This is a genomic window from Pseudomonas sp. FP818 (assembly GCF_030687335.1).
GTDB lineage: Bacteria > Pseudomonadota > Gammaproteobacteria > Pseudomonadales > Pseudomonadaceae > Aquipseudomonas > Aquipseudomonas shahriarae.
Window position 1 is genome coordinate 4157540 of record NZ_CP117427.1, and the last position, 25445, is coordinate 4182984.

Sequence of the window (25445 nt, forward strand, 5' to 3'; positions counted from 1 at the left end):
AAATCATAAGCTTCAAGCCGACACTCATGCCCCTTGAAGCTAGCAACTTGGCGCTAACTTTCCACCATTGCCATCGCCTCTTCCACATCCACCGCCACCAGTCGCGAACAGCCCGGTTCATGCATGGTCACCCCCATCAATTGATCCGCCATTTCCATGGCGATCTTGTTGTGGGTGATATAGATGAACTGCACCGTCTGGGACATCTCTTTAACCAGGCGGGCATAGCGTCCAACGTTAGCGTCATCCAGCGGCGCGTCAACTTCATCGAGCATGCAGAACGGCGCCGGGTTCAACTTGAAGATGGCAAACACCAGGGCCAATGCGGTCAGGGCCTTCTCGCCGCCGGACAACAAATGGATGGTGCTGTTCTTCTTGCCCGGAGGCCGCGCCATGATCGTTACCCCTGTATCGAGTAGATCTTCGCCCGTCAGTTCCAAGTAAGCGCTGCCACCGCCAAAAACTTTTGGGAATAAGGCCTGTAAACCGCCATTAATCTGATCAAAGGTATCTTTGAAACGGTTACGGGTTTCCTTGTCGATCTTGCGAATGACGTTTTCCAGGGTGTCCAGGGCTTCCACCAGATCGGCGTTCTGGGCATCCAGGTAACGTTTACGCTCGGACTGCTGCTGGTATTCGTCGATGGCGGCGAGGTTGATCGCGCCGAGTCGCTGAATGCGCGCGGCAATGCGCTCAAGTTCTTCTTCGGCTTCTTTCTCGTTGGCTTCGGCGGTCAAGGTATTGAGCACGCCGTGCAGGTCGTAGCCATCTTCCAGCAACTGATCCTGCAAGGTTTTGCGGCGCACCGTCAGGGCCTGCCATTCCATGCGCTGCTGTTCGAGCTGGCTGCGGATCAATTGTGATTGCTGCTCGGCCTGAGTCCGGCGCTTTTCTGCGTCGCGCAGTTCGCGGTCGGCGTCTTCCAGAGCGATCTGCGCGGTCTTGAGTTCTTCGTCGACGCTCATGCGTTTATCGAGCAACTCTTCGAGCTTCAAGCGCAGCTCTTCCAGGGGCGCCTCGCCCTCCTCCAGGTTGAGACTCAGTTGCTCGCGCTTTTCCGTCAGGCGCTCGGACTGCATCTCCAAGCGCTCCAGGGCTTGGCGCGTGGAATCGTGCTGAGCGCGCAACGAGCCCAGGCGCACCGCCAACTGGTGGGCGTGATCCTTGTGCTGGCGCGCTTCCTGGCGTACCCGATCGAGGCGTTCGCGCAGGCTGTCACGCTGGGCCAGCAGCAGTTCACGCTGCTCGGTGTCGAGGGCCATGCTGTCGAGGGCGTCCTGCAACTGCAGGCGCGCTTCGCCGACTTGTTCATGTTCGAGGGCGCGCTGTTCGCCCATCTCGGCCACTTCTTCATCGAGACGGGTACGGCGCAGGGTCAACTGCTCGGCCTTGGCCTTGCTGGCCGAGAGCTGGGCTTTCAGTTCGCCCTGCTGGCGCGCTTCGTCCTGCAACAGGCGGCGCAAATGTTCGCGGCCGGTCTCTTGCTGGCGCTGGGTGGCGCGCAGGGTTTGCAGTTGGGTTTCCAGGGACTCCAGGGTCGCCTCGCGCTCTTCGCGCTCGGCACTCAGGTTGACGATTTCCTGGCCACGGGCCAATACGCCGCTTTCGGCTTCACTGGCGCGGCGCACCCGCAAAAAGTGCCGGCCGACCCAGTAGCCGTCGCGGCTGATCAGGCTTTCGCCAGAGGCCAATTGGCCACGCAACGCCAGGGCCTGCTCCAGGGAATCCACCGGTTTGACCTGGCCCAGCCAGGGCGACAGATCAATCGGCGCCTCGACTTTATCCAACAGGCTGCCCGGCACGCGGGTGCCATCGGCTGCCGGGCTGAGCAGACGCAAGTCGCCCTGGGTGAAACCGGCCAGGTCAAACCCGCCAAAGTCATCCACCAGCACCGCCTGCAGATCCGCGCCAAGCACGGTCTCCACGGCCAGTTCCCAACCGGCTTCGACCTTCAAGCCTTCGGCCAGGCGCGGACGCTCGGCCAGGTGCTGGTCACGCAGCCATTCTGCGGTGCCCGTGCCGGGATCCAGTGCCGCCTGCTGCAAGGCTTCAAGGGAGGCCAGGCGCCCGTTGAGGCGCTGCAAATCACCCTGGGCCTGCTGCTGCGCCTGGGTCGCCTGCTGCAGTTCCTGGCGCAATTGCTCCAGGCGCTCCACTTGCTGTTCTTCGCTGGCTTCCAGCTCTTCGAGCGTCATTTCGCTTTCGGCCAACTGCTCGCTCAGCGCCATGATCGCCGCGTCTTCCGGGGCAGCGGCCAGCAAGGCGCGCTCCTCCAGGACCCGGCGCTGGCGCTCGGCCAGGCGTTCCATACTGGTTTCCAGTTGCTGGATGCGCGACTGCTGCACCTCAGCCTGGCGCCGCGGCTCGGCGGAGCGCAGGTTGAACGCATCCCACTGTTCCTGCCAACCGTGCATGGTGGTTTCGGATTCTTCCAGGGCGGCGGCGGCCTCTTCGGCGGCGGCGCTGGTGATTTCCTGCTCGGGGATGAGCATGTCCAGCTCTTCGCCGAGGGTCAGCAGCAAGGTGCGGTCGTGGCCCAGGTGCGACTCGGTTTCCAGGCGCGCTCGCTCCGCTTCCTTCAGGTCATCCTGCAACTGGCGCAAGCGCTGCTGGCCGTGCTGGATGCTCTGCTCGACCCGCGCAATATCGCCGCCCACCGAATAGAAGCGGCCCTGCACCAGGTTGAAGCGCTCGGACAAGTCATGGTGACCGTCACGCAGGCGTTCGATGCTGGCGTCGGCATTGCGCTGCTCAGCCACCAGGGCTTCGAAGCTGATTTCCTGGGTGCCGATAATCGCTTCGCGCTGGCCCACCTGGTCATTCAAGGCCTGCCAGCGCAGCGCCGAGAGTTGCGCCTTGAGCTGGCGTTCTTCGCCTTTGTATTCCTGGTATTTCTCGGCGGCCTGGGCCTGGCGGTGCAGGCGCTCCAGCTGGCGCTCCAGCTCTTCACGCAGGTCGGTCAGGCGCGCGAGGTTTTCGTGGGTGCGGCGGATGCGGTTTTCGGTCTCGCGGCGGCGCTCCTTGTACTTGGAGATACCGGCCGCTTCCTCGATAAAGTTGCGCAGGTCCTCGGGCTTGGCTTCGATCAGCTTGGAGATCATGCCCTGCTCGATAATCGAGTAGCTGCGCGGGCCCAGGCCGGTGCCGAGGAAGATGTCGGTAATGTCGCGGCGCCGGCACTTGGTGCCGTTGAGGAAGTAACTGTTCTGGCTGTCGCGCGTCACTTTGCGGCGGATGGAGATTTCCGCGTAGGCGGCGTATTCACCCACCAGGGTACCGTCGGAGTTGTCGAACACCAGTTCGATGCTGGCCTGGCTGACCGGCTTGCGGCTGGTGGAGCCATTGAAGATGACGTCGGTCATCGACTCGCCACGCAGGTTTTTCGCCGAGCTCTCGCCCATCACCCAGCGCACGGCGTCGATGATGTTCGACTTGCCGCAGCCATTGGGCCCGACCACTGCCGCCATGTTACTGGGGAAGTTCACCGTGGTCGGGTCGACGAAGGATTTGAACCCCGCCAGTTTGATGCATTTGAGCCGCACGCTTAGGCGTCCGCCAGGGCTGCGATAACCAGTGAACAACTGCGCTGGCCATAGGCCGAGAGCACTTGGCGGATCTGCGGCAGATCACGGGCCAGTACAGCGGCGAGCAGTTGCTCGAACAGCGCCAGGTACTCGCTCATCGACGCCTTGCGTTGATCCAGGGCCAGGTAATAGGCGCGGTTCATCGCCGGTTGCAGGTTTTCGACGGTTTCCTGCAGGTACGGGTTATTGGCAAAGGGGTACGCGGCGCGCATGACATTGAAGCATTCTTCGACAAAAGCGCGGATGTCCTGGCGCTCGAAATTGCTCACCAGCCGTTGCTGGATCTGCACGAAGGGCGCCATGTCGGCCTGGGTCTGCCAGCCTTCGGCGACCGCATTGCCCAGCAGGATGTACAGCTCGCTCATCAGCGTGCACAGGCTCTGCACCTTGTGCGCGGTGAGCTCGGTGACGTGGGCGCCACGGCGCGGCAGGATGGCGATCAGGTGCCGTCGCTCGAGGATCAGCAAGGCTTCGCGCACGGAGCCACGGCTGACATTCAGCGCCAGCGTGACTTTCTGTTCCTGGATCCGCTCCCCAGGCTTGAGATCGCCGCGAATGATGCGTTCGGCGAGGTGGTGAGCGATTTGCTCGGCAAGACTATCCGGCGCCTTGAACGTCATGTTTTCCCTTCAAAATCTGCTATCGGTACAAGGGCGGCAGTGTAGCGCAATCACTGAGCCAGCAACGCCGAATTTGGCATGAAATAAGCAGACGATAAAGCCCAGGCGCCCCTGAAAACGGCGGTTACAGGGATCTGAACCATAATCAAAGGTGTTGCAATCGCATTTTCTTGACCTTCTGGTCAGAAAATCGTTGACCGAAAAGTCAGACATGACTAGATTCGGCGCAAAGCGGTTAACAACAATAATGAGTCTGCGAGGCCTTCCGTGATCCAGTTTTTAATCAACCAGGAGCTCCGTAGCGAGCATGACCTGGACCCGAACCTGACTGTGCTCAACTACCTGCGTGAGCACCTGGGCAAATCCGGAACCAAGGAAGGCTGCGCCAGCGGCGACTGTGGTGCCTGCACCGTGGTAGTCGGCGAGCTGCATACCGACGAGCAAGGTGCCGAGCAGATTCGCTATCGCAGCCTCAATTCGTGCCTGACGTTTGTCTCATCCCTGCACGGCAAACAACTGATCACCGTGGAAGACCTCAAGCACCAGGGCCAACTGCACAGCGTGCAACAGGCCATGGTCGAGTGCCATGGTTCCCAATGCGGTTTCTGCACCCCCGGTTTTGTAATGTCGCTGTTCGCCCTGCAAAAAAACAGCGACGCCCCCGACAGCGCCAAGGCCCACGAAGCCCTGGCCGGCAACCTGTGCCGCTGCACCGGCTACCGGCCGATCCTGGCCGCTGCCGAGCAAGCCTGCTGCAACAAGCCCCAGGACCAGTTCGACAGCCGCGAGGCGCAGACCATCGCCCGCCTCAAGGCCATCGCGCCGACGCAAACCGGCGAACTGAACAGCGGCGACAAACGCTGCCTGGTGCCCCTGACCGTCGCCGACCTGGCCGACCTCTACGACGCCTACCCCCAAGCCCGGCTGCTGGCCGGCGGTACCGACCTGGCGCTGGAGGTCACCCAGTTCCACCGCGTGCTGCCGGTGATGATCTACGTCGGCAACATTGAAGCCATGAAGCGCATCGAGACCTTTGACGACCGCCTGGAAATCGGCGCCGCTACCGCCCTCTCCGACTGCTACAGCGCGCTGCACCACGAGTACCCGGACTTCGGCGACCTGCTGCACCGCTTCGCCTCCCTGCAAATCCGCAACCAGGGCACCCTCGGCGGCAATATCGGCAACGCCTCGCCCATCGGTGACTCGCCGCCGCTGCTGATCGCCCTCGGCGCGCAGATCGTGCTGTGCAAGGGCAACGTGCGCCGCACCCTGGCCCTGGAAGACTACTTTATCGACTACCGCGTCACTGCCCGTCAGGACAGTGAGTTCATCGAGAAGATCATCGTGCCCAAGGGCCACGCGCTGTTTCGCGCCTACAAGGTTTCCAAGCGCCTGGACGATGACATCTCGGCAGTCTGCGCAGCCTTCAATCTGAAGTTCGACAATGGGGTGATCAGCGATGCCCGCGTCGCCTTCGGTGGCATGGCCGCCACCCCCAAACGCGCACAACACTGCGAGGCCCTGCTGATCGGCGCCACCTGGAACAGCGCCACCGTGGAGAAAGCCTGCGCGGCCCTGGCCGAGGATTTCACCCCGCTGTCGGACTTCCGTGCGAGCAAGGAATACCGCCTGCTCAGCGCCCAGAACCTGCTGCGCAAATACTTCATCGAACTGCAAACGCCGCACATCGAGACTCGGGTGACCGCTTATGTCTAACCATCACGCCGTGGTAAAAACCCAAGCCGAAATGGCCGCGCTGTTTGCCCAGGACCTGACGTCCGGGGTCGGGCGTAGCGTCAAGCATGACAGCGCCGCCAAGCATGTGTCGGGCGAAGCGCAGTACATTGATGATCGCCTGGAATTCCCCAACCAGTTGCACCTGTATGCGCGCATGTCCGACCGCGCCCACGCCCGAATCCTCAGTATCGACACCGCACCCTGCTACGCCTTTGACGGTGTGCGCATTGTCATCACCCACGAAGACGTACCGGGCCTGAAAGACATCGGCCCGCTGATGCCCGGCGACCCGTTGCTGGCCATCGACACCGTGCAGTTCGTCGGCCAGGTAGTCCTGGCCGTCGCCGCCCGCGACCTGGAAACCGCACGCAAGGCGGCCATGGCCGCGGTGATCGAATACGAAGACCTGGAGCCGGTGCTGGATGTGGTCGAGGCCTTCCGCAATAAACATTTCGTGCTGGACAGCCACACCCACCAGCGCGGTGATTCGGCGAGCGCCCTGGCGAGCGCGAAAAACCGTATCCAGGGCACCCTGCATATCGGCGGCCAGGAACACTTCTACCTGGAGACCCAGATCTCCTCGGTGATGCCCACCGAAGACGGCGGCATGATCGTCTACTGCTCCACCCAGAACCCCACCGAAGTGCAGAAACTGGTGGCCGAAGTACTGGACGTGTCGATGAACAAAATCGTGGTGGATATGCGCCGCATGGGCGGTGGTTTTGGCGGCAAGGAAACCCAGGCCGCCAGCCCGGCATGCCTGTGCGCAGTGGTGGCGCGCCTGACCGGCCAGCCGACCAAGATGCGTCTGCCACGGGTCGAAGACATGCTGATGACCGGCAAGCGCCACCCGTTCTACATCGAATACGACGTGGGCTTCGACGACAACGGCCGCCTGCACGGGATCAATCTGGACCTGGCGGGTAACTGCGGCTGCTCGCCGGACCTGTCGAACTCGATTGTCGACCGGGCGATGTTCCACTCCGACAACGCGTATTACCTGGGCGATGCCACCGTCAACGGTCATCGCTGCAAGACCAACACCGCCTCCAACACCGCCTACCGTGGTTTCGGCGGCCCGCAAGGCATGGTCGCCATCGAGGAAGTGATGGACGCCATCGCCCGCCATCTGGCCCTGGACCCGCTGGCCGTGCGCAAGGCCAACTACTATGGCAAGACCGAGCGCAACGTCACCCACTACTACCAGACCGTCGAGCACAACATGCTCGAAGAAATGACCGCCGAGCTTGAGGCCAGCAGCCAGTACGCCGAACGCCGCGAAGCGATCCGCCTGTACAACGCCCACAGCCCGATCCTGAAAAAGGGCCTGGCGCTGACGCCGGTGAAGTTCGGTATTTCGTTTACCGCCAGCTTCCTCAACCAGGCCGGCGCGTTGATCCATATCTACACCGACGGCAGCATCCACTTGAACCATGGCGGCACCGAGATGGGCCAGGGCCTGAACATCAAGGTCGCGCAAGTGGTGGCCGAGATCTTTCAGGTGGAAATCGACCGGGTGCAGATCACCGCGACCAACACCGACAAGGTGCCCAACACCTCGCCGACCGCCGCCTCCAGCGGCGCCGACCTGAACGGCAAGGCCGCGCAGAACGCCGCCGAAACCATCAAGCAACGCCTGGTGGAGTTCGCTGCGCGCAAGTACGACGTCAGCGAGGCGGACGTGGAGTTCCACAACGGCCATGTGCGGGTGCGTGAGCTGATCCTGACGTTCGAGGAGCTGATCCAGCAGGCGTATTTCGCCCAGGTGTCGCTGTCGAGTACCGGCTTCTACAAGACCCCGAAAATTTTCTACGACCGCAGCCTGGCGCGGGGCCGGCCGTTCTACTACTTCGCCTTCGGCGCAGCCTGCTGCGAAGTGATCGTCGACACCCTGACCGGCGAGTACAAGATGCTGCGCACCGACATCCTCCACGACGTGGGCGCCTCGCTGAACCCGGCCATCGACATTGGCCAGGTCGAAGGCGGCTTTATCCAGGGCATGGGCTGGCTGACCATGGAAGAGCTGGTGTGGAACAACAAGGGCAAGCTGATGACCAATGGCCCGGCCAGCTACAAGATTCCGGCCGTGGCGGACATGCCCCTGGATTTGCGGGTCAAACTGGTAGAAAACCGCAAGAACCCGGAGGACACGGTGTTCCATTCCAAGGCCGTGGGCGAACCGCCATTTATGCTCGGGATTGCTTCGTGGTGCGCGATCAAGGATGCGGTGGCGAGCCTGGGTGACTATCGCCATCAACCGAAGATTGATGCGCCGGCGACCCCGGAGCGGGTGTTGTGGGGCTGTGAGCAGATGCGTCAATTGCAGGCGGCGACGGTGGTTGAGGCTGAGACCGAGATGGCTTCGCTCTAGACCGAGGTGCTGCCATCGCGGGCAAGCCCGCTCCCACATTTGGAATGCATTCCCTTGTGGGAGCGGGCTTGCCCGCGATGACGGCCTGACTGACAACAGCAATGTTGAGGTAGACATGAACAACTGGATCAGCGCCCTCGCCGACCTGCAACACCAGGGTGAACCCTGCGTGCTGGTGACCATTATCGAAGAGCTCGGCTCCACGCCGCGCAATGCCGGTTCGAAGATGGTAGTCAGCGCCGCGCAAACCTTCGACACCATCGGCGGCGGCCACCTGGAATACAAGGCCATGCAGATCGCCCGCGACATGCTCGCCAGCGGTCAGCACAATACCCATCTGGAGCGCTTCAGCCTCGGTGCCAGCCTCGGCCAGTGCTGTGGCGGCGTCACCGTGCTGCTGTTCGAACCCATGGGCCAGGTGCAGGCGCAGATTGCCGTGTTCGGCGCCGGCCATGTCGGTCGCGCCCTGGTGCCGCTGCTGGCCAGCCTGCCGTGCCGGGTGCGCTGGATCGACTCGCGGGAACAGGAATTCCCGGAGCATATCCCCCAGGGCGTGCGTAAAATCGTCAGCGAAGAGCCGGTCGATGAAATTGCCGACCTGCCTGCGGGCAGTTACTGCATCGTCATGACCCATAATCACCAACTGGATCTGGAACTGACCGCCGCCCTGCTCAAGCGCAATGACTTTGCCTACTTCGGCCTGATCGGCTCGCAGACCAAACGCGTCAAGTTTGAACACCGCCTGCGTGAGCGCGGCTTCGAGGCTGCGCAGTTGCAACGCATGCGCTGCCCCATGGGCCTCACCGAGGTGAAGGGCAAATTGCCGGTGGAAATCGCCATCTCCATCGCCGGCGAGATCATCGCCACCTATAACGCCAACTTCGGCCAGCACACCGCGAGCGCCGAACCCATTGCCAAACTGCTGCCGGTATCTCGCCGCAGCCAAGCTATGAATTGAGACGACCATGCCTTTGACTCGTAAAGCCTACCGTGCCGCCATTCTGCACAGCCTCGCCGACCCCGCCATCGTCGGGATTGACGCCTCCTATGAGTATTTCGAGGACGGCCTGCTGGTGATCGACAACGGCCAGATCAGCGCCCTCGGGCATGCCAGCGAATTGCTGCCGACGCTGGCGGCCGATATCGAAATCACCCATTACCAGGACGCGCTGATCACCCCCGGCCTGATCGACACTCATATCCACCTGCCGCAAACCGGCATGGTCGGGGCCTACGGCGAACAACTGCTGGATTGGCTGAACACCTACACCTTCCCTTGTGAAAGCCAGTTCGCCGATAAAGCCCACGCCGAAGAAGTGGCGGATATCTTTATCAAGGAACTGCTGCGCAATGGCACCACCACCGCCCTGGTGTTCGGCAGTGTGCACCCGCAATCGGTGAACTCATTTTTTGAGGCTGCCGAGAAGCTCGACCTGCGCATGATCGCCGGCAAGGTGATGATGGACCGCAATGCGCCGGACTACCTGACCGACACCGCCGAATCCGGCTACCAGGAGAGCAAGGCGCTGATCGAACGCTGGCACGGCAAAGGCCGTTTGCACTACGCCGTTACGCCGCGCTTCGCGCCTACCAGCACACCGGAACAGTTGACCCTCGCCGGGCAGTTGCTGGGGGAATACCCGGACCTGTACATGCAGACGCACATCAGTGAAAACCTGCAGGAAGTGCAATGGGTCAAGGAGCTGTTCCCGGAGCGCAGCGGCTACCTGGACGTGTACGACCACTACAAGCTGCTGGGGGAACGTTCGGTATTCGCCCATGGCGTACACCTGTGCGACGACGAATGCGCGCGCCTGGCCGAAGCCGGTTCAGCGGTCGCGTTCTGCCCGACATCGAACTTCTTCCTCGGCAGCGGCTTGTTCAACCTGCCGATGGCCGAGAAGCACCAGCTCAACGTGGGCCTGGGCACGGATGTGGGGGGCGGTACCAGTTTCTCGCTGCTGCAGACGCTGAACGAGGCCTACAAGGTCATGCAATTGCAGGGCGCACGCCTGAGCCCGTTCAAATCGCTGTACCTGGCGACCCTGGGCGGCGCCAAAGCGCTGCGCCTGGAAGACAAGATCGGCACCCTGCAGCCGGGCACCGATGCCGACTTCCTGGTACTGGACTACAACGCCACGCCACTGCTCAGCTATCGCTTGAAGCAGGCCAAGGACATTGCCGAGACGTTGTTTGTGCTGATAACGCTGGGGGATGATCGGGCGGTGATGCAGACGTATGCAGCGGGCCAACTGGTGCATCAACGCTGATTTTGAAGGGCACCACAAACCAATGCGGGAGCGGGCTTGCTCGCGAAGACCTCGGCCCAGCCAACATTGATGTTGACTGACCCACTGCTTTCGCGAGCAAGCCCGCTCCCACAGGGGATCTGCGCTTGACTGACTGGCATTAAGGCAAGCCAGCTCCCACAGTTTGAACGGGGTTTACAGTTTTATAGAGGAGCGACCCGGCTTCTTGGTCTGCAGCAAATGTGAGAACACCGCATGCAGATCATCCGACGCACTTTCCTCATCGAGGTTGAGCTTGCTGTCGATGTGATCCATGTGGTGCATCATCAGGTTCACCGCCAACCCCACATCCCGAGCCTCGATGGCATCGATCAACTGGGTGTGCTCGTCATAGGAACAGTGTGAGCGGTTGCCGCTTTCATACTGGGCGATGATCAGCGAGGTCTGGGACACCAGGCTGCGCTGGAAACTGATCAGCGGGGCATTTTTTGCCGCTTCGGCCAGTTTCAGGTGGAACTCGCCAGAGAGCCGGATACCCGCGCCGCGATCGCCACGGGAGAAGCTGTCGCGCTCGTCATTGACCATCTGCCGCAGTTCGGCCAGCTCTTCGGTCGAGGCATGCTGCACCGCCAATTCGGTGATCGCCCGCTCGACCAGGCGCCGGGCCAGGAACACCTGGCGGGCTTCCTCGACGCTTGGGCTGGCCACCACCGCACCCCGATTGGGGCGCAACAACACCACGCCTTCATGGGCCAGGCGCGACAGTGCGCGACGGATGATGGTGCGGCTGACGCCAAAGATCTCGCCCAGTGCTTCTTCACTCAATTTGGTACCGGGCGCCAGGCGTTGCTCGAGGATGGCCTCGAAGATATGCGCGTAGACGATATCGTCCTGGGTTCCACTGCGACCGGCCTTACCGGCTCGCGGCTGTTTCTTGAGGGGCTGCAACTGTTCGTTCATGGGCACTCGGGTCGGGAGAACGGCGGCGAATTGACGTTGACTGTAATAAGAGTACAGCGGTCGCTGGCAAGTATCGCGTAAAAACAGCGCACATTGTACACAACCCGTTGCGCCAACACACTGTACGGCTGTTTGCGCCACCGGCTGTATTGCAACAGTCAGTTACGTTTGAGTTTAGGCTTGATTCCACGATTTCCCAGGTACAAGGAACACCGCCCCATGACCGACGCGACCCAGGCGCCGCTGCGCCCACTGGCCGACACTTCGCCTTCGGCCATTGTCGCCGGCTTTATCGCCATGATGACCGGTTACACCAGCTCCCTGGTGCTGATGTTCCAGGCCGGCCAGGCTGCCGGCCTGACCACCGGGCAAATTTCCTCGTGGATCTGGGCGATTTCCATCGGCATGGCGGTGTGCAGCATCGGCCTGTCCCTGCGCTACCGCACGCCCATCACCATTGCCTGGTCGACCCCCGGCGCGGCGCTGTTGATTACCAGCCTGGGCGGGGTCAGCTATGGCGAGGCCATTGGCGCCTACATCACCTGCGCGGTACTGGTGACGATCTGTGGCCTCACCGGCAGCTTTGAAAAACTGGTGAAGAAAATCCCTGCCTCACTGGCCGCCGCGCTGCTGGCCGGGATCCTGTTCAAGATCGGCAGCGAGATTTTCGTCGCCGCGCAGCACCGTACCGCCCTGGTATTGGGCATGTTCTTTACCTACCTGATCATCAAGCGCCTGTCGCCCCGATATGCCGTACTGGCGGCGCTGCTGATCGGTACTGCCTTGTCCGGGCTGATGGGGCTCCTGGACTTCAGCGGGTTCAGCCTGGAAGTGGCGACACCGGTGTGGACCACGCCGCACTTTTCCCTGGCGGCGACCATCAGCATCGGCATTCCGTTGTTTGTGGTGGCGATGACCTCGCAGAACATGCCCGGGGTCGCGGTATTGCGCGCCGATGGCTACGACGTGCCCGCCTCACCGCTGATCACCGCCACCGGCCTGGCCTCACTGGTGCTCGCGCCGTTTGGCTCCCACGGCATCAACCTGGCCGCCATCAGCGCGGCCATCTGCACCGGCCCCCATGCCCATGAGGACCGCAACAAGCGCTACACCGCCGCCGTGTGGTGCGGGATTTTCTACGGGGTTGCCGGGGTATTTGGCGCGACCTTGGCGGCGTTGTTCGCCGCATTGCCCAAGGAGTTGGTGCTGTCGATTGCCGCATTGGCGTTGTTCGGCTCGATCATCAATGGCCTGAGCATTGCCATGAATGAGCCCAAGGAACGGGAAGCAGCACTGATCACCTTTATGGTCACGGCGTCGGGGTTGACGCTGTTTTCCATCGGTTCGGCATTCTGGGGGATTGTGGCGGGGGTGTTGACGCTGGTGATTCTGAACTGGCGCAAGGCCTGAATTTAATACCTTGAAACGAAAAAGCGACCCGGGCGGGTCGCTTTTTCATGACATCAGACAGCCGGGTTAACCGGTGTCTCTGGATGCCAGGCGTCCAGCAGTTCGCTGACTTCAACGCGGGTCAGCTCTGGGCGAGCCTTGAGCCACGCTTCAACCGCTGCACGCTGTTCTTCGTTGACCGAACCACGGGTGGCTTTGCAGACCAGACCGAAGTCATCGCCGCCCACGTAGTCCAGGCCATTGCCATCCATCGCTTCGGTCAGGAAGGCGTCGAGGAAAGCGTCAACCGCTTCGTCGTCCAAACCTTCTTTGAAATCCAGGTTCAGTTCGAAACCCAGCTCTTGAAATTCATCAACGCACAGTTTTTTGCGCAGACGCCGGGAACGGTTAGTCGCCATTGGAACAATCCTCTTAAGTATTAACGGCCGGCACTCTACCAGTTTAAGGCGCGAATTGCCCGGCAATCCAAGACGGGTGGCACGATAGCGCGAAAAAAATCCATCATTTGCAGCTATGGTTGAGGCACAAGTAGCCCCACCTTGGGGCATAATGCCGACACTTTCATGACCACTGGGGGATTTTCTTACATAGCCCCCGCTATATTCACCCTCCTCTGCAGTAGGGTCTTACTTCTTATGATCAAATCCTTGCGTCCAATATTACTCGCCAGTTTCCTTTTGCCCCTGGCGCTCTCGGTCACCGCCGCCCCGATCAATACCACCCTGCCACCCAAAGTCCAGGAAGCCCTGAAGAAAGCCAAACTGCAGAACAATGCCCTGTCCCTGGTAATGATTCCGCTCAATGGCCCCGGCAGCGCCACGGTGTTCAACGCTGACGTGTCGGTCAACCCGGCGTCGACCATGAAACTGGTCACCACCTACGCGGCCCTGGAAATGCTCGGCCCCAACCATCAGTGGAAAACCGAGTTCTACACCGACGGCACCCTCAGTGGCGGCATCCTGCGGGGCAACCTGTACCTCAAGGGCGGCGGCGATCCCAAGCTGAACATGGAAAAGCTCTGGCTGCTGATGCGCGACCTGCGCGCCAATGGTGTACAGCAAGTCACCGGCGACCTGGTGCTGGACCGCGGCTTCTTTATCCAGCCCCAACTGCCGGAGTTCAACGACGACGGCAACGATGCCAACAAGCCGTTCCTGGTCAAGCCGGACGCCCTGCTGGTCAACCTCAAGGCCCTGCGCTTTGTGACCCGCAATGATTCGGGAAAGGTGTTGGTCTCGGTGGAACCGCCGATTGCCAGCATCCAGATCGACAATCAGGTCAAGGCCAGCAACGCCAAGCAGTGCACCGGTGATGTGCGCTACAACCCGGTCACCGCCGCCGACGGCAGTGTCACCGTGACCGTCAGCGGCCAGTTGGGCGATGGCTGCAGCTCGCAGACGTATCTGTCGCTGCTCGACCATGCCACCTACACCGCCGGCGCCGTGCGCGCGATCTGGAAAGAGTTGGGCGGCACGATCCAGGGCCGCGATGTGCTGGCCCCGGTGCCGAAAACCGCCAAGGTCCTGGCCCGGACGTTCTCCCCGGACTTGGCCGAGATCATCCGCGACATCAATAAATACAGTAACAACACCATGGCCCAGCAGCTGTTCCTCAGCCTCGGCGCGCAATACCGCACCGATGCCGACGGCGACGACGCCAGGGCAGCACAGCGCGTGATCCGCCAGTGGCTGGCGAAAAAAGGCATCACGGCTCCGCACTTGGTAATGGAGAACGGTTCCGGCCTGTCCCGTGCCGAACGGGTCAGCGCCCGGGAAATGGCGACTATGCTGCAGGCCGCCTGGAGAAGCCCGTATGCGGCCGAGTTCATCAGCTCGATGCCGATTGCCGGCAGTGACGGCACCATGCGCAAGCGCCTGAGAACCACAGCCCTGCGCGGCGAAGCCCACGTCAAGACCGGCACCCTGAACACAGTACGTGCGATTGCCGGCTTCAGCCGTGACAACAATGGCAATACCTGGGCGGTGGTGGCGATTCTCAACGATCCGAAGCCGTGGGGTGCATCGTCGGTGCTGGACCAGGTGCTGCTGGATCTGTATCGCCAGCCGAAGCTGGCGGCGGCTGCGCCGGGCCTATAGAGCGGTTGGCTTACCAACCTTTTGCAACCACTGCGGACTAAATGTGGGAGCGGGCTTGCTCGCGATGACGGTGTGTCAGTCAATACATCTGGCGACTGATACACCGTCATCGCGAGCAAGCCCGCTCCCACATTAGGTATACGGTGCTCAGGCAGGCAACCGCTGCGCCTCGACCCGATCCCTGCCCGCCTGCTTGGCCGCATACACCGCCGAATCCGCGCGCAGCAACAAGCCATCCACGCCCTCATCGACCCGCCAACTGGCTACGCCAAAACTCGCCGTCACCGTGCCGACGCCGTCCATTGGCGTACTGCGCAGCACTTCCCACAACTCAACGGCCAGGCTGTAGGCCTGGACACCATCGGTATTGGGACACAGCACCATGAATTCCTCGCCGCCGAGGCGGCAGAACACATCGCTGCGGCGCAGGCGCAGGCTGATACGCCGGCACAGCTCCTGCAGCACACCATCCCCCGCCGCGTGCCCATGCTGGTCATTGATGCGCTTGAAGTGATCAATATCCAGCATGATCACCGCCAGCGACCCCGACGTACGCCGCACCCGACTCATCTCGGCCTTCAGCCGATCCTGGAAGTAGCGACGGTTATGGATACCCGTCAACGAATCGGTGATGGACAGTGCCCGCAACTCTTCTTCCACCCGCTTGAGATCGGAGATATCCGACACATAGCCATGCCATAGCGTACCGCCACCGGGTAACTCTTCCGGCGTCGCCTCGCCACGGATCCAACGCAGGCCCCGGCCCGGCAGTTGTACCCGATATTCTTCGCGCCAGTGACTCAACTGCAGCGCGGACAGGCGGATAGAGGCGCGGATGCGCTCTGCGTCCTGGGGATGAATACGCTCGAAGACTTGCTTGGCATCCTGTTGCAGCAACCCCGGGTCGATTTCGTAGATATCGCGAATACCATCGCTGGCGTAGATAAACCGCCAGTTGTCATTGGGTTCGAGGGTGAACTGGAAGATCCCGCCCGGCACGTGGGCACTGAGTTTTTTCAGCAAACGATCCCGCGCCGCCAGGGCCTCATACGCGCGTTTCTGCTCGGTGACATCCAGGCAGATCGCCAGGTGCCCGATCCACAAGCCATGCTCGTCAAGCAGTGCCGTGGCCAGCATATTCACGGTCAACTGGCTGCCGTCCTGGCGCACCAACGTCCACTCCCGGGCCTCATGCAGGCTGTCGCTGCCCTCCACCAGCATCGCCTGGCCGGGCATGATCCGTTTGCCCAGCGCCTGGCTCAACTGCACCGCACGGGCTTCCAGTTCGGGCGCCAGGTGCAGGCTTTCGAGGGTCATGTGACCGAGCACCTGGTCGGCCTGATAACCCAGCATCTTCTCGGCGCCGGCATTGAACGTGCTGATCACGCCCCGCAAGTCCGTGGCAATGATCGCCACCTGGGTCGCGGCGTTGAGCACGCTGCGCAACTGGCCATGGGCGCCACGCAACTCATACTCGCGCTGGTGCAATTGCCCCGTACGCTGCTGGACCAGCCTCAGCGCCCGCTGCCGCTGGCTGACCAGCACATAGAGCAAGGCACTGAGCAACAGGCTGAGCAAACCGCCCATGGCCAGGATACTGCTCGTCGAAGAGTGATTGGCCTGCACGAACACCTGGCTGGGACGCAGGCTCAAGGCGTAGACATGATCGCCCAGGGTCAGCCGGCGGATCGACTCCAGGCTGCTATCGCCCACGGGATTGTCCGACTCATACAGCACCTGCTGTTGAGTATCGGAGGTGTCGACAATCTGCATCACCAGGTTATCCCGCGCGGGCTTGGGCAAACCGTCGGCTACCAATTGGCGCATGCTGATCACCGCCATGACGAAACCGTAGGGTTCGTTGTAGGGCATTTGCGCGGTGGGCGGCCGAGTGACCGGTGCTACCAGCAACACGCCCATGGTATACGCCGGCTCCACCCCCACCAGCGACATCGGTTGGGATACGGCAATGGTTGCGGAACGGTACGCCCGCTCGATCGTCGAGCGGCGCAACGGCTGGGCCAGCAGGTCAAACCCCAAGGGCGAGCCGAGGATGCTCTGGGTCTGGCTGTACAACACCCGGCACGTACTCGTCACGCTCGTGCGCCGGTACCAGCGCCCCGGCTTCATTCAACTCACGAATGGAGAAAGGCGCGCCACGCTGGCGTGACACCTGTTGTTCGAACGCCCGGCGCTGATCACGCGCTACCCGGGGCGCCCAGGCATAGGCACGGGCGCGCAACAGCAACGGCTGGGCGAACCCATCGAAATCTTCGCGGGAAACATCATGGGAGTTGACGAAAAAACGCTGCAGGCTGCCCAGGCGCTGCTCCTGGTCTTCGAAACGCTCTTCCAGGCGGCTATAGCGCTCGTTGACCAATAACTGGAAACGCTGGCGGACCTGCTGGTGATGCCGATCGGCCGTGGTCAGCGCCAGCACGGCGGTGAGCGCCACCCCCACCAGCAAGACCACCAATGCCACCAGCCAAGCGGATGCCTGCTCGCTGATAAATCCCAGTATTTTCGGGCGGACGGCTTGCAACGGCATAGGCAAAACTCGAAACACCAGCGTGCAGGAGCGCTACTTCGGCTAAGAGGTTAGTTATAGCCATCGAGCCCTCTTTTGACCAGCGTAAAAAAACCGCGAGCCCGGAAAAATCCAGGCTTGCGGCTTCAAGGTCGATCAGCGTGCGGTGATTTTCCAGGCACGATGGATTTTCGGGTTACGGGCAAAATCCGGATCAATGGTTTTATCGCTGATTTCCTCGACGGCATAGCGCTCGCCCAGGTTGTCTTCCAACTGGAACTTGCGGAAGTTGTTGGAGAAATACAGCACCCCGCCCGGCGCCAGGCGGGCCATGGCCAGGTCGAGCAATTGCACGTGGTCACGCTGGACGTCGAACACACCTTCCATGCGCTTGGAGTTGGAGAAGGTCGGCGGGTCGATGAAGATCAGGTCGAACTCATCACGGCTGGCTTCCAGCCACGCCATCACATCGCCCTGCTCCAGGCGGTTCTTGTCGGAGAAGCCATTGAGGGACAGGTTGCGGCGCGCCCAGTCCAGATAGGTTTTCGACAGGTCGACGCTGGTGGTGCTGCGCGCGCCGCCCTTGGCTGCGTGCACGCTGGCGGTGGCGGTGTAGCAATACAGGTTGAGGAAGCGCTTGCCGGCAGCTTCTTTCTGGATGCGCATGCGCATCGGGCGGTGGTCGAGAAACAGACCGGTGTCCAGGTAGTCAGTGAGGTTGACCAGCAGCTTCACCCCGCCTTCGCTGACTTCGGTGAACTTGCCCTGGGCGCTCTGGCGCTCGTACTGCTTGGTGCCGCTCTGACGCTCGCGGCGCTTGACCACCACACGGCTCTTGTCGATGTTCAGCGCCTGGGGAATGGCGGCCAGGGCATCGAACATGCGCGCCGAGGCTTTTTCCGGGTCGATGGACTTTGGTGCCACGTATTCCTGGACGTGCACCCAGTCGTGGTACAGGTCGATGGCCATGGAGTATTCCGGCATATCGGCATCGTACACGCGGTAGCAATCGACACCCTCGCGCTTGGCCCACTTGCCCAGCAGCTTGAGATTCTTTTGCAGGCGGTTGGCAAACATCTGCCCGCCTTCGCTCAAGCGCGCCTGCTCAACCACTGGCGCCGGTGCAGGCGCAGGTTTGATCGGGTTACCGTTCTTGTTGTACTGGCGCTCTTGCGGCTCGGTCGGGGCCTGGTCGTAGGCGGCCTGCTCACGTTCGGCCTGGCGCTGCTCCGGGGTGCGGCGCTCGCCGGTGACGAACTGGTCCGGGTTGACCTTGATCAGCAGCAGCTTGCACGGCAACGCGCCGTTCCAGAACGAATACTGCTTGTGGCTACGAATGCCCATGCGCTTGCCCAGGTCCGGGGCGCCGGTGAACACCGCCGCCTCCCAGCCCATGCACGCCTGGCGCAGACGCTCACCGAGATTCTGGTAGAGGTACAACAGGCTGGCTTCGTCACCCAGGCGCTCGCCGTACGGCGGGTTGCAGATCACCAGGCCTTTCTGGTTCTGGTCCGGGCGCGGCTCGAAGGTGCCGACTTCGCCCTGGTAAATCTTGATCCAGTGGCTCAGGCCGGCACGCTCGATGTTGTTGCGCGCAGGCTGGATCAGGCGCGGATCGGCTTCGTAACCGCGGATCCACAATGGCGGCTTGTTCATGCCGATGGCCGCACGCTCGCTGGCCTCGGTGTGGAGTTTTTTCCACAGGGCCGGCACGTGGCCAAGCCAGGCGGTGAAGCCCCACTGCTCGCGATTAAGGTTGGGGGCCATGTCGGCGGCGATCATCGCACCTTCCACCAGGAAGGTACCGACGCCGCACATCGGGTCAGTCAACGCGCCGTTTTCAGCAGCAATGCGCGGCCAGCCGGCACGAATCAAAATTGCCGACGCGAGGTTTTCCTTCAACGGTGCCGCGCCCTGCTGCAGGCGGTAACCGCGCTGGTGCAGGCTGTGGCCGGACAGGTCGAGGGAGAGGATCGCTTCGCCACGGTCCAGGCGCAGGTGAATGCGCAGGTCGGGGTTGATCTTGTCGATGGACGGGCGTTCACCGGTCGGGGTGCGCAGCTTGTCGACAATCGCATCCTTGACCTTCAGCGCGCCGAAGTGGGTGTTGTCGATGCCCGAACCGTGGCCGCTGAACTCCACCGCCAGGGTGCCGTCAGGGACCATATGGTCTTGCCATTCGATATCCAGCACCCCGTGGTACAGGTCTTCGGCATCCTTCATCGGGAAGCGCTTGAGCACCAGCAGTACACGGTTGGCCAGGCGCGACCAGAGGCACAGGCGGTAGGCGGTTTCCATGTCGGCCATGCCGCGCACAGCCGAGGTGTGCTCGCGGGCGTCTTCAAGGCCAAGCCCGACGGCTTCCTCGATCAGCAGGCCTTCGAGGCCCTTGGGGCAAGTGAGGAAGAGTTCGTAACGGTCCGACATGGGGATTCCAGGCTTTTCAGCAATAAGTGAACGGGCGACGCATCGCGCGTTCGGTTTTCAATCAAGCGCTTTTCTTGAAGAGCGCTCGCGTGGCACGAATGTGTGCCGTTCCACCCCGGTGTCCAGACCTGCAGGGCCTTGATTGCCGGGGCAGAGAGATAATTTGAGCAACAAAAGGAAATATTCTGACCCTTCGTCGAATAATAACCGACTGCAAGCGGCGGGTATTCTCACTAAAGGATTAAACCCATCCTCTATACAGGGCACATCATAGCTGGCTTTGCCCAATAAATGGGGCGAAAAGCCATCCCAGCTTATGGCTATAGCATCGTTATCGTTACGTGCTTATGACAAAACGATCATTGAAACCATGTGACCTATTGGTTAGAACTCAACACAGGTTAGCGCCACAACGACGCTGACACAGAGGCTCGCCACGCCGGCAGCGAGCCACACCAACGGCAGAAAAACTCTGCCCGGCCTCGGACGAGGCCGAAGGATATCAAGACAGTCAACAAGTGAGGGAAACACCCTATGAGAAGACTTAAGCGTGATCCGTTGGAAAGAGCATTTTTACGCCGGATATCAGTATGGCGTTCATGGCAAATCCCGTGAGCTTTGCCCATTTACTCTACCGTCAGTACGCCAAGCCTGGATTAACGGCTGGCGCGAAGGACGCGGCGACAACTGGGACGGTATGACCGGCACTGCGGGGATCCACAGACTCAACGAACTTCACGCCGTCGGCTAATCAGGGCACGTAATTCCGACAACCACCTTGAAGAATGTAACAACTTAACCACGCACGCCCCATCCGGGCGGCGGGCTTCGGCCCAGGGGCTCCTTCGAGGAGCCCTTTTTTATGGGCTTGAAACCCCTGCGCAGCAGCAGCTTCAGGGCTGCTTTGCAGTCCCACGCGGGGCAAGCCCGCTCGCCGCAATGGCGTCCACCGATTGGCGAATCAACGCTGGACCCTTGTAGATAAACCCGGAATACAACTGCACCAGGGCTGGCACCCGCGGCGATTTTCTCGGCGGCGTGCTTGCCTTCGGTGATACCGCCCACGGCGATGATCGGCAAACGCCCGGCCAACTCGGCCGCCAGCACCTTGACGATATGGGTGCTCTGGTCACGCACCGGCGCGCCGGAAAGCCCACCCGCCTCGTCACCGAAAGCCAGGCCTTCAACGCCCGCACGGCTGAGGGTGGTGTTGGTGGCAATCACCGCATCCATCCCCGCATCCACCAGGGCCTGGGCCACCAGCACGGTTTCTTCGTCGTTCATGTCCGGGGCGATCTTGATCGCCAAGGGCACGCGCTTGCCATGGCGTACCGCCAGGTCTTCCTGGCGCTGGCGCAGGGCTTCGAGCAGTTGCTTGAGCGAGTCGCCAAACTGCAGGCTGCGCAGGCCCGGGGTGTTGGGCGAGCTGACGTTGACGGTCACATAGCTGGCGTGGGCGTAGACCTTGTCCAGGCAGAGCAGGTAGTCATCTACCGCACGTTCCACCGGGGTGTCGAAATTCTTGCCGATATTGATCCCGAGGATGCCCTTGTACTTGGCGGCCTGGACCCGCGCCAGCAGGTGATCGACGCCCAGGTTGTTGAACCCCATGCGATTGATGATCGCCTCGGCCTCCGGCAGGCGGAAAATGCGCGGCTTGGGATTGCCCGGCTGCGGGCGCGGCGTGACGGTGCCGATCTCGACAAAACCGAAACCCAACTGCGCAAAGCCGTCGATGGCAGCGCCGTTCTTGTCCAGGCCCGCTGCCAGGCCCACCGGGTTGGGGAAATCGAGCCCCATCACCGAGACCGGCATCTTTGCCGGCGCCTTGCACACCAGGCCATTGAGCCCCAGGCGGCCACCCGCGCCGATCAGGTCCAGGGACAGATCGTGGGAAGTTTCCGGGGAGAGTTTGAACAACAGCTGGCGGGCCAGGGTATACATGGGCGGGCTTGACTCGGATGGCGGCGAAAGGTGGCGGCGATTATAGCCGGGGTGGCGGGTACGTGCGAGGCATGGCACACCGCCGGTCGATCATCCGCTTCGATGCTGCATCAACTCTTCGTAGCGCGCCCAGATCTTCTGCGCATAACGCAGGCGCAGCGCATCACGCTCGCCCCCTGCCCCAGGCCCGACGTTGTAGGCGCCCACGGCGGTCCAGTTGTAACCAAACTGCTTGATGAAGTCGGCCAGAATCGACGCCCCCACCTCCACCGACAGGCACGGCTCATCCAACAGACGCTGCTCGGTAATCCCCTGCTTGAGCAGGCGCGGCAGATGAATGCTGTTGATCTGCATCAGGCCGATGTCACGGCTGCCATTGTTATTGCTGTAGTTCATGGCCTCGGCGCGATAGCCCGACTCCACGGCGGCAATGGCTTGCAGTAACTCCGGCTCGATATCGTATTGGCGGGCGGCCTCGGCCCAACAATAAGCCCCGGCCTCACTCGCCTTGCCCAGGGTAAGTAACAGCAGCCCCAGCCTGCAGGCTCGTTTCATGCCTGCTCGACAGCCGCTTCGGCGTACCAGCCACAGGCCGGGCAAGCACGCCGTGGAGCACCCGCACCTTGCGCTGCCTGGCCAGGCCGCTCGAGCACCCTTACCCGGCCATTGAAGCGATAACCGCGGCCATACACTGTCGCGATCAACCGCCTGTCGCCCTCCAATTGCTTGCGCAATGAGTAGATACAACGGGTCAGGGACTCTTCGGCGATGTCGATATGGGGCCAGACCTGCTCCAGCAGGTAGTCCTTGGTCACCAATACGCCGGGCGTGGCCAGCAACAAGCGCAACACATGACATTCCTTGGGGGGTAACTGAATGTCGCGACCTTCGGCGGTCAGCCGGCCATCACCCTGCAACTTCCAATGACCAAAGGCGAGGGAGCCCCTGACCAAGCCCTCAACTGCAGCAACCATGCAAACCTCTGTTCCTGTCTGACATACGCGGCGCCTTGAATATTGATATCGCACCGCCTGGAGATATCGCGACTATAGAAACCCGCAGCCAATTGCACGTTAGGAAAAAACCCTGTGCTTCGAAGTTTTCCGGGAGTGTTTCGTAGGAACTTTCGAGGTCAACAGCCCCCGTTCGCCATAGGTAATGCCTGCTTTCATTGCTCGGCGATGCGAGCAAATGCACGCCGGACGCGCTCGTATTGATCAGAGCTCAGGGGGGTCGAAACAGAGCCCATCACGGGAGGCGTGGGTATATCCAATTCAGCCACCAGTTCTTTGATAAACCGCAACTGCTGCGCGCTTCCCTTGATCAACAGGCTGTTGACCTGTGGGTAGGCGATTACCGCTGCGCCAGTGCCGGCCTTGCGCCCAAGCTCGGCAAGCCGACGCTCGACCAGCGTTGCCATGCCGGGCACGGTGATTTTTTGCAGCCCCATGTCGTACTGGTGGTCTGCCACGTCATGATTCAGCACCTGCACGACACCGACTTCCGGTAACGCCTGGCGCCGTGCCGGGCGTTGGCGGTCCATCAGTTGGGCCAGGCGCAATACGTGATCGACATAATTGGCGGGCCCGGACACATAAAACAATCGCGCACCGGCCTTGCGCAGCGGGTAGCGCGCCTCGTCGAGCCCCGCGCGCCGCATGACCACACGCAATCTGTCGACGCTCATGTGCCGCAGAATCACCCCGGAACTCTTGGCCTCGCTGGCGTCGTAGAGATGTAGCACCTGGCCGTCGCTGTACCAGATCAATTCGTGCTGCAACGCTACCGTCTCGAGGACCGCTTGCGCGTCGGCAAAATCAAATTGCCCGGTGATGCGCTTGCCCGCCGCCCGCTTGCTGACCACGATGGGCTGCCCCAAGGGCACCGCAAGCCGGGCGAAGAAGCCCGAAAGGCTTTCATCCAACGCCAGGTAGGTCGCGCCCATGGCTGGCAGGGCAGCGAGCATCAACAGCCCGCCCAGCAGCCAGCGCTGCAAAAAGGCAGCGCAGGTCGCTGCGATAGATTGATCAAGAAGCACGCGGGGTTTCCTGAAGGGTGTTGCCCGAAGGAGCGCCATAGTGAAAGGCCCGCGCAATGCAATCTTGATGAAAACCTGATCAACCACGGAACGCCCTGCGCCGTGGCATGTGCCTTGCTTTGTCTTGTGTATCGCGGCCCGCACCAACGACGGAACGGGCTCAAGCACAAAGGCGTCGTTACCTGCAGGAGGCTTGCAAGCCGCCCTACGGAACGACGCCTTTTTTCACACAGAAGGTAGGTGTTGATGAGTGATCAGGTGGGCAACAGCCAGGCCAATAACCCCCTGGCCTGGGTCAACGGCAGCGATGCCCCGGAAAAGAGCAGCCTCGACCTGGGCTTCATGGCCTTGAGCGATTGCGCCTCGCTGGTGGTCGCGGCGACCCAGGGGTTTGCCCAGCCGTACGGGCTGACGCTGAACCTCAAGCGCCAGTCATCCTGGGCCGGCCTGCGCGACAAGCTGGTCAGCGGCGAACTGGACGCCGCCCACAGCCTGTATGGCCTGATCTATGCGGTGCACCTGGGCATCGGCGGCGTGGCGCCAACCGACATGGCGGTGCTGATGGGCCTGAACCAGAACGGCCAGGGCATCAACTTGTCCCAGGGCCTGCAGCACCAGGGCGTGACCAGTCCTGAGGCACTGGCGCGCAAGGTGCACCAAAGCCGGACAAAACTCACCTTCGCCCAGACGTTTCCCACCGGCACCCACGCCATGTGGTTGTATTACTGGCTGGCCAGCCAAGGCATTCATCCGCTGCGCGATGTCGAGAGTGTGGTGGTGCCGCCGCCGCAGATGGTCGCGCACTTGCAGGCCGGGCGGATTGACGGCCTGTGTGTGGGCGAACCCTGGTGCGCCAGCGCGGTGCAGCAGAACCAGGGCTTTACCCTGGCCACCAGCCAGGCGATCTGGCCGGATCACCCGGAAAAAGTCCTGGGCTGCACCCAGGCGTTTGTCGAGCAATACCCCAACACCGCCCGCGTGCTGGTAATGGCGATTCTGGAGGCCAGCCGTTTTATCGACGACAGCCTGGAGAACCGCCGCTCCACCGCGCAACTGCTCAGCGCCAGGGAATATCTGGACGCCCCACTCGACTGCATCGAACCGCGCCTGCTGGGGGCTTATGACGATGGCCTGGGCAACCACTGGCAAGACGTGCACGCGCTGCGCTTCCATGGCGGTGGCGAGGTCAACCTGCCGTACCTGTCCGACGGCATGTGGTTCATGACCCAGTTCCGCCGCTGGGGCCTGCTGCGTGACGACCCTGACTACCTCGCCGTTGCCCGGCAGGTGCAGCAACTGGACCTCTACCGCCAGGCCGCAACGGCAGTGGGTGTGGCAGCCTGGGGCGCGGACATGCGCAGCAGCCAATTGATCGACGGCAAGGTCTGGGATGGCTCGGACCCAGCCGCCTACGCCCGTAGCTTCCGCCTGCATGCCCTGGCCGACGATGTCGTCCGCCACGCCTTGCGCTGATGGGAGGCC

15 protein-coding genes and 3 pseudogenes are annotated in these 25445 nt (G+C 61.9%); 8 read left to right on the forward strand and 10 right to left on the reverse strand.

The genetic code is table 11. The features are described 5' to 3' along the window. Positions 1-53: 53 nt before the first annotated feature. Both smc and PSH80_RS18775 read right to left on the reverse strand, forming a co-directional pair. A complete protein-coding gene (smc, locus tag PSH80_RS18770; RefSeq protein ID WP_057960330.1) occupies positions 54-3542 on the reverse strand; it encodes a chromosome segregation protein SMC in 3489 nt (1162 codons plus the stop codon). A 2-nt stretch (positions 3543-3544) separates the two neighbouring features. Continuing rightward, on the reverse strand, positions 3545-4204 hold the full coding sequence (locus PSH80_RS18775; protein ID WP_057439508.1) for a GntR family transcriptional regulator: 660 nt from the start codon (positions 4202-4204) through the stop codon (positions 3545-3547). Between the two features lie 267 nt (positions 4205-4471). Between PSH80_RS18775 and xdhA the strand changes: the two genes are divergently transcribed. From xdhA to guaD, 4 genes are all read left to right on the forward strand, one after another. Continuing rightward, positions 4472-5920: a xanthine dehydrogenase small subunit gene (gene xdhA, locus PSH80_RS18780; RefSeq protein WP_186625619.1), complete on the forward strand. Its 1449-nt coding sequence runs from the start codon at positions 4472-4474 to the stop codon at positions 5918-5920. Further along, complete coding sequence (gene xdhB, locus PSH80_RS18785; protein WP_305417898.1) at positions 5913-8312, forward strand: xanthine dehydrogenase molybdopterin binding subunit; 2400 nt, start codon at positions 5913-5915, stop codon at positions 8310-8312. The genes xdhA and xdhB overlap by 8 nt, the downstream gene beginning before the upstream one ends. Before the next feature lie 115 nt (positions 8313-8427). Continuing rightward, positions 8428-9270, forward strand: a complete 843-nt coding sequence (gene xdhC, locus PSH80_RS18790) for a xanthine dehydrogenase accessory protein XdhC (RefSeq protein WP_057439511.1) — start codon at positions 8428-8430, stop codon at positions 9268-9270. 7 nt (positions 9271-9277) lie between these two features. After that, positions 9278-10582 carry a guanine deaminase gene (guaD, locus tag PSH80_RS18795; protein WP_305417900.1) on the forward strand — a complete coding sequence of 435 codons (1305 nt, stop codon included), beginning with the start codon at positions 9278-9280 and terminating at the stop codon, positions 10580-10582. A gap of 174 nt (positions 10583-10756) precedes the next feature. Here guaD and PSH80_RS18800 read toward each other — a convergent pair whose 3' ends face one another. Then, positions 10757-11521: a GntR family transcriptional regulator gene (locus PSH80_RS18800; protein WP_057439513.1), complete on the reverse strand. Its 765-nt coding sequence runs from the start codon at positions 11519-11521 to the stop codon at positions 10757-10759. Positions 11522-11740: 219 nt separating this feature from the next. Between PSH80_RS18800 and PSH80_RS18805 the strand changes: the two genes are divergently transcribed. Next, positions 11741-12931 (forward strand): benzoate/H(+) symporter BenE family transporter, encoded by a 1191-nt coding sequence (locus PSH80_RS18805; RefSeq protein ID WP_057439514.1) that lies wholly within the window; start codon positions 11741-11743, stop codon positions 12929-12931. 53 nt (positions 12932-12984) lie between these two features. On the opposite strand, the gene PSH80_RS18810 is transcribed toward PSH80_RS18805, so the two are convergent. Continuing rightward, on the reverse strand, positions 12985-13329 hold the full coding sequence (locus PSH80_RS18810) for a YggL family protein (protein ID WP_038442289.1): 345 nt from the start codon (positions 13327-13329) through the stop codon (positions 12985-12987). 237 nt (positions 13330-13566) lie between these two features. On the opposite strand from PSH80_RS18810, the gene dacB reads away from it, so the two are divergent. Then, entirely contained in the window at positions 13567-15027 is a 1461-nt protein-coding gene (dacB, locus tag PSH80_RS18815) for a D-alanyl-D-alanine carboxypeptidase/D-alanyl-D-alanine-endopeptidase (protein ID WP_186625625.1), read from the forward strand. Positions 15028-15174: 147 nt separating this feature from the next. On the opposite strand, the pseudogene PSH80_RS18820 reads toward dacB, so the two are convergent. Both PSH80_RS18820 and rlmKL read right to left on the reverse strand, forming a co-directional pair. Further along, a pseudogene (locus PSH80_RS18820) lies at positions 15175-17575 on the reverse strand (diguanylate cyclase). Positions 17576-17710: 135 nt separating this feature from the next. Continuing rightward, on the reverse strand, positions 17711-19981 hold the full coding sequence (gene rlmKL, locus PSH80_RS18825) for a bifunctional 23S rRNA (guanine(2069)-N(7))-methyltransferase RlmK/23S rRNA (guanine(2445)-N(2))-methyltransferase RlmL (RefSeq protein ID WP_305417903.1): 2271 nt from the start codon (positions 19979-19981) through the stop codon (positions 17711-17713). Positions 19982-20515: 534 nt separating this feature from the next. Here rlmKL and rmf point away from each other — a divergent pair. Continuing rightward, a pseudogene (rmf, locus tag PSH80_RS18830) lies at positions 20516-20732 on the forward strand (ribosome modulation factor). A 142-nt stretch (positions 20733-20874) separates the two neighbouring features. On the opposite strand, the pseudogene PSH80_RS18835 reads toward rmf, so the two are convergent. From PSH80_RS18835 to PSH80_RS18850, 4 genes and pseudogenes are all read right to left on the reverse strand, one after another. After that, a pseudogene (locus PSH80_RS18835) lies at positions 20875-21925 on the reverse strand (quinone-dependent dihydroorotate dehydrogenase). Between the two features lie 90 nt (positions 21926-22015). After that, positions 22016-22480 carry a transglycosylase SLT domain-containing protein gene (locus tag PSH80_RS18840; RefSeq protein ID WP_216312455.1) on the reverse strand — a complete coding sequence of 155 codons (465 nt, stop codon included), beginning with the start codon at positions 22478-22480 and terminating at the stop codon, positions 22016-22018. Further along, on the reverse strand, positions 22477-22899 hold the full coding sequence (locus tag PSH80_RS18845) for a winged helix-turn-helix domain-containing protein (RefSeq protein ID WP_081044293.1): 423 nt from the start codon (positions 22897-22899) through the stop codon (positions 22477-22479). Before PSH80_RS18845 ends, PSH80_RS18840 begins: the two co-directional genes overlap by 4 nt. A 194-nt stretch (positions 22900-23093) precedes the next feature. After that, entirely contained in the window at positions 23094-23963 is an 870-nt protein-coding gene (locus tag PSH80_RS18850; protein ID WP_305417907.1) for a secretin N-terminal domain-containing protein, read from the reverse strand. 246 nt (positions 23964-24209) lie between these two features. Here PSH80_RS18850 and PSH80_RS18855 point away from each other — a divergent pair, with 246 nt between their 5' ends. Beyond that, positions 24210-25436, forward strand: coding sequence for a CmpA/NrtA family ABC transporter substrate-binding protein (locus tag PSH80_RS18855; protein ID WP_120733854.1), 1227 nt, complete (start codon positions 24210-24212; stop codon positions 25434-25436). Positions 25437-25445 lie beyond the last annotated feature (9 nt).

What these genes read in the sequence shown, in the direction of transcription:
- PSH80_RS18775 (WP_057439508.1), bottom strand. Translation starts at nt 4,204, where the DNA reads ATGACGTTCAAGGCGCCGGATAGTCTTGCCGAGCAAATCGCTCACCAC.
- xdhB (WP_305417898.1), top strand. Translation starts at nt 5,913, where the DNA reads ATGTCTAACCATCACGCCGTGGTAAAAACCCAAGCCGAAATGGCCGCG.
- xdhC (WP_057439511.1), top strand. Translation starts at nt 8,428, where the DNA reads ATGAACAACTGGATCAGCGCCCTCGCCGACCTGCAACACCAGGGTGAA.
- guaD (WP_305417900.1), top strand. Translation starts at nt 9,278, where the DNA reads ATGCCTTTGACTCGTAAAGCCTACCGTGCCGCCATTCTGCACAGCCTC.
- PSH80_RS18800 (WP_057439513.1), bottom strand. Translation starts at nt 11,521, where the DNA reads ATGAACGAACAGTTGCAGCCCCTCAAGAAACAGCCGCGAGCCGGTAAG.
- PSH80_RS18805 (WP_057439514.1), top strand. Translation starts at nt 11,741, where the DNA reads ATGACCGACGCGACCCAGGCGCCGCTGCGCCCACTGGCCGACACTTCG.
- PSH80_RS18810 (WP_038442289.1), bottom strand. Translation starts at nt 13,329, where the DNA reads ATGGCGACTAACCGTTCCCGGCGTCTGCGCAAAAAACTGTGCGTTGAT.
- dacB (WP_186625625.1), top strand. Translation starts at nt 13,567, where the DNA reads ATGATCAAATCCTTGCGTCCAATATTACTCGCCAGTTTCCTTTTGCCC.
- rlmKL (WP_305417903.1), bottom strand. Translation starts at nt 19,981, where the DNA reads ATGTCGGACCGTTACGAACTCTTCCTCACTTGCCCCAAGGGCCTCGAA.
- PSH80_RS18840 (WP_216312455.1), bottom strand. Translation starts at nt 22,480, where the DNA reads ATGAAACGAGCCTGCAGGCTGGGGCTGCTGTTACTTACCCTGGGCAAG.
- PSH80_RS18845 (WP_081044293.1), bottom strand. Translation starts at nt 22,899, where the DNA reads ATGGTTGCTGCAGTTGAGGGCTTGGTCAGGGGCTCCCTCGCCTTTGGT.
- PSH80_RS18855 (WP_120733854.1), top strand. Translation starts at nt 24,210, where the DNA reads ATGAGTGATCAGGTGGGCAACAGCCAGGCCAATAACCCCCTGGCCTGG.